5 protein-coding genes and 1 pseudogene are annotated in these 4,263 nt (G+C 54.2%); 4 read left to right on the top strand and 2 right to left on the bottom strand.

Annotated features, from left to right (window positions below):
• Positions 1-129 (top strand): annotated as a pseudogene (locus tag ASE07_RS24800) (ABC transporter ATP-binding protein); the annotation flags it as partial.
• Positions 130-563: 434 nt separating this feature from the next.
• Here the strand turns inward: ASE07_RS24800 and ASE07_RS24795 are convergent.
• Both ASE07_RS24795 and ASE07_RS24790 read right to left on the bottom strand, forming a co-directional pair.
• Complete coding sequence (locus ASE07_RS24795; protein ID WP_057293495.1) at positions 564-1,589, bottom strand: extracellular catalytic domain type 2 short-chain-length polyhydroxyalkanoate depolymerase; 1,026 nt, start codon at positions 1,587-1,589, stop codon at positions 564-566.
• Positions 1,590-1,829: 240 nt separating this feature from the next.
• Positions 1,830-2,861 carry an AraC family transcriptional regulator gene (locus ASE07_RS24790; protein WP_057293494.1) on the bottom strand — a complete coding sequence of 344 codons (1,032 nt, stop codon included), beginning with the start codon at positions 2,859-2,861 and terminating at the stop codon, positions 1,830-1,832.
• A 178-nt stretch (positions 2,862-3,039) separates the two neighbouring features.
• Here ASE07_RS24790 and ASE07_RS30130 point away from each other — a divergent pair, with 178 nt between their 5' ends.
• The 3 genes from ASE07_RS30130 to ASE07_RS24780 form a co-directional block, all read left to right on the top strand.
• Entirely contained in the window at positions 3,040-3,498 is a 459-nt protein-coding gene (locus ASE07_RS30130; protein ID WP_235548612.1) for a 3-hydroxyacyl-CoA dehydrogenase family protein, read from the top strand.
• Between the two features lie 50 nt (positions 3,499-3,548).
• Complete coding sequence (locus ASE07_RS30125) at positions 3,549-3,911, top strand: 3-hydroxyacyl-CoA dehydrogenase family protein (RefSeq protein WP_235548611.1); 363 nt, start codon at positions 3,549-3,551, stop codon at positions 3,909-3,911.
• Positions 3,904-4,263, top strand: a 360-nt coding sequence (locus ASE07_RS24780; protein ID WP_162256950.1) for a 3-keto-5-aminohexanoate cleavage protein, incomplete at its 3' end; no start/stop codon positions are given. The genes ASE07_RS30125 and ASE07_RS24780, both read left to right, overlap by 8 nt.

Below are 4,263 nucleotides of genomic sequence, written 5' to 3'. Positions count from 1 at the left end.
AAGCTGGCGATTGCGATGGAGATTTCGCAGCGCGTGTACGTGATGGGGCATGGCTCGATTGTGTTCGAGGGCACGCCGGATGACCTGCGCGGCAATGCGGCTATTCGCAAGGAATGGCTGGAAGTCTGAATTGCAGGATGCACCGCACGTGAATCGATATCTTTGCTGCACTACGTGTCTCCCATCAAGTGCTAATAACGCATTAGCTTACTAGTACTTGGTTTTGTGCTGATGGCGTCGGTCTGACGCCATCAGGTTTTTTTAGTGCAGCGACAGCTCTCGTATGACGAAGCAGAGGAGGGCGGCAGCCCGGCCGAGTCGACGTGTCGTCATAATAGAATAAAGCACTTCTTGGCAGAGGATACGAAAATGCCCCTCAGGCTACGGGTGCCTACTGGCGGCCTAGAGCGGATTTCATCGTGGTGTACGGAGAATCGAAGTGCCGTGTGGCGGGCCACACAAGCGACAAGCAACGCCGTCCTGCGCGTCAAGGCGGACCGAGGCGACAGTACACACGATGAAATCCGCTCTAGCTGCGCGCAAGCAGGCATCAACCTCGCACTTCAATGACTGGCCGAGCTTAGCCGATCAACCATCGCCTTGATGGCCGAGAGCTGTACGCCGCTCTGTTGGGCGTAGTTGGCACCATATAAGCCGACAGTGTCCCAGCAAGCATTGAGATTGGACTGCATGCCGCTGGCGACGGTGGAATAGGAGTTCAAGTCTGCGCGAGCCTGCGGAAACAGCACGATCATATTGTTGGTGTCAGCCCACCGCGTGTAGCCCGTGTTCTTCACGAATTTATCGCCAATCGTCGCGTAGTTCTGCGTGCAACCATGCAACGCAACGTGCAGCTTGCACTTGGCGTAGGCAGCACATGTCGCCGGTACATACACCCACCCTGTGTCCGCCATGCCCAAGTTGCCCGTGAACTCACGTTGATTGAACTCGTGGTCGTTCGCCGCAGCAGGTGCGTTGTTGCGCGGTTGGAGCGCGCCATAAAACTGGGTCAGCACCGCTTTAGCGCCGTCGTAGCCACAGTTAGAAATGTATGGCGTAAACGAGGTGCTGCACGGGTTGTTGCCCACGGAGGTGAAGTCAGTCGGAAACACGTGTCCCGTATTGGCCGCCTGGATTAAATTAACAGAAGGCACGCCGTTGTTGTAATACTGCTCCTGCACGGCGAGCATCGGGTTAACGCCAACTGTGTTGTCCTTGGTGCCTGTGAAAAGATAAACTTTTTGGCTCGCTATATTGGCCTTGCTGTCAATCGCCCCGCCGCTCCAGCTATTGATCGTAGTCTGCATGGTGTCCAGCATTGCGGTCGTGATGACATTCTTGTTCTGGCACGACTCGTAGGTGTAGTGGTATTGGCAGAGGTAGGGCGTAGCAGCAAAGATGCCGACGCCCCTGAATGTCGCGGAGTACGCATAGCCTAAATTGATCGCCATCACTCCACCGGAAGAGAGACCGGATACCGTGATATTGGCCGTATCTACGTTCAGCGCCGGTAGCGGGACCGCAGCCCCAGCCGAGAGTGAGGCGAGGCAGAGCGCGCCGGCCATTATATTTAAGTTGAGCAGCTTCATTGATCGTCTCCGGTTGATTAATGGAATTTGCCGTGGTGGCTGCATACACGCCTCCACTATTCAGTTTAAGAGCCGAAAATCTGCAAGCCAATGTCGCCGGAGCACATACACCTGTACACACATATGTAATCGGCCGCCATTGCTGGCTGTTATGCGTGTGTTTGGTGTGTCATTACGAGATTAAAGACAATGACGTTTTATTAGACGAAGATGACCGCACCTGCCGTTCACCGATAATGATTATCTTTGAATACGAAACGCTGAGGGTGACTTGCCCGACCAACGCTTGAATGCGTGACGAAAATTTGCGGCATCACTGAAGCCCAAAGCAGTTGCAATGTCCTCTATGCTCATGCTTGTAGCGCGCAGGTACTCGCTGGCGAGCGAGTACCTGACGTCGTCTGATATCTTCGCAAATGTCGTTTCGTCTGCGTCGAGCTTGCGGCGCAGTGTCCGTGAAGTCATATTAAGCTTGCTCGCTACTTCGTCCATGTTGACAAATCGCCCAGGGCCGTGCATCAACAACTGATAAACCTCGCCGGCAACTCCCGACGACGTTTTTACCTGTCCGATAAGCCGGTCGCAGGTTCCCTGAAGCAGGGTTGACGTTATCCGATGGGCAAGTTGCGGCTTTTGCTCGAGAATCGTACGGTCATAGTAAATCTCCGAGACGGGCGCTGCGAATTGGACAGGGCAGTGCAAGTACCGGTCGTAGAGTGCTGCGTGTGCTGGGGGCGGATGTGCTACGCAGATCTTATGTGGAAAACAGGTAGCACTCACCACATCCTGTATATGCGTTACATGTTGTGCGAGCTGCTGCTCGAGCAGAAACTGACGGACCTTGTCAGACGTAGTCAGCCCTCGAGTTTCCGGAAAGACCCAGACTGCACTGTCTGCATCTTCGCGCCACGCAATAGTCGCTGTAGGCGTCGCCAGTCGGTGATACTTAACCCCGAGATCAAAAAAGTCACGAACAGTCGGGCTACATATAAGTGCATAGCCATACATCCCATAAGCGGATAAATGCATCCGCTTACCTACCTGAAATGGGGTAGCTGGATCAGAAGACAGGGTAACGGCATTTTGACAAACCGCAATGTACTGACGCACTGAAGTACGGGTATCGGGACTATAGACATCATTAAGAGTGAGACCGGTTCCTGCCAGGCTCGCCTCTGCAGCAATTCCCTGCTCTCCAAGGGTCTCAACGAGTGCTGCAATTTTATACGGAGCGTAAATTTGTTCGTTCAGTAACGGTTGTTTACTGGCCATATGGTGTCCCGTCCATTTTCACTAAGCCTCTTTTCCGCTGCGACGCCCGCGCTAAGGTTGTCCTCGTTTCACCCGCCGATGTCCCCATAACACCTTTTTTACGGCCGCTCGCGCAATTATGCTCCGTTTTGCCGCTTCCGCGAATCAATGAGAAGCAGAAATTCAACGAGGAGACGATGTGAGTCAAAAAGCACGTATTGCGGTGATCGGTGCCGGGCTTATGGGACACGGTATTGCCCAAGCTTTCGCACAGGCCGGCCACCCTGTCATGTTAACGGATGCAGACGTCGACGTCCTCCACAGTGCACCGGGTTGTATTGAGCGGAATTTAATCGAGATGGGCTTGTCGCCTGAGTCCGCGCTGCACAACATAAGCGTGCAAGCTGACCTTACCTCCGCCGTGGAGCGGGCCGACCTGATCGTTGAAGCAATATCAGAGCGGCTGGAACTGAAACAGAGGCTATTCGCCAATTTCGTCACGATGGCTCCGGCGCACGCAATCCTGGCGAGTAATACGTCCGTTATCCCTATATCTGAGATAGCAATTGGGCTTTCGCGCGCCGATAGGGGGCGGGTACTCGGCACGCACTGGTGGAATCCACCTCATCTCATACCGCTCGTCGAAAGCTGCCCGTAAAAGTTAATGTCGATCTTCCCGGGTTCATCGGGAACCGATTGCAGCATGCTATGTGGCGCGAGGCATTTGCACTCGTGGAGGCCGGGGTTTGCGATGCACGAACCATTGACACGGTGGTGAAGAACAGTTTTGGGCGGCGACTATCTGTTCTCGGCCCAATGGAAAACGCTGATCTCGTTGGCCTCGAACTCATCCGTGATGTGCACAGAATCCTCTTTCCGCACCTTTGCCAGAATCAGTCACCATCCGCTCTACTAGAACGCTTGCTAGGCAAGGGCGAAACCGGAGTGGGCACTGGAAAAGGATTATTCGAGTGGTCAGAGGACAGTATCGAGGAGGTTCGTTCGAAACTCGCGAACCACTTGATCGCTAGTGCTGAGACCGCAACACACCCCGGAGAGACCAATGAGTAATGCCAAACGTAAGGTGATTATTACGTGCGCAGTGACGGGCGCGATCCACACACCGTCTATGTCGCCATTTCTACCTGTTACACCTCAGCAGATCGCCGACGCAGCAGTAGAGGCAGCGCAAGCTGGTGCAGCAATATTGCACCTGCACGCTCGCGATCCGAAGGACGGTCGCCCGACTCAAGACCCAAACGTGTTCCTGCAGTTCCTGCCTGATATCTTCGCGAGAACTGACGCGGTCATCAATATCACTTCTGGTGGCAGCCCGCATATGACCGTTGCAGAGCGTCTACGCCCAGTGCATTTCTTTAAGCCAGAGCTTGCGTCCCTCAATATGGGGTCGATGAATTTTGGC

The sequence above is a fragment of the Noviherbaspirillum sp. Root189 genome, assembly GCF_001428545.1.
Lineage (GTDB): Bacteria > Pseudomonadota > Gammaproteobacteria > Burkholderiales > Burkholderiaceae_D > Noviherbaspirillum.
The sequence above is the reverse complement of the archived record's forward strand: the minus strand, read 5'-3'. Positions and strand labels throughout refer to the sequence as shown.

Coding starts and splice junctions, on each gene's coding strand:
- ASE07_RS24795 (WP_057293495.1), bottom strand. CDS start 1,589: ATGAAGCTGCTCAACTTAAATATAATGGCCGGCGCGCTCTGCCTCGCC.
- ASE07_RS24790 (WP_057293494.1), bottom strand. CDS start 2,861: ATGGCCAGTAAACAACCGTTACTGAACGAACAAATTTACGCTCCGTAT.
- ASE07_RS30125 (WP_235548611.1), top strand. CDS start 3,549: ATGTGGCGCGAGGCATTTGCACTCGTGGAGGCCGGGGTTTGCGATGCA.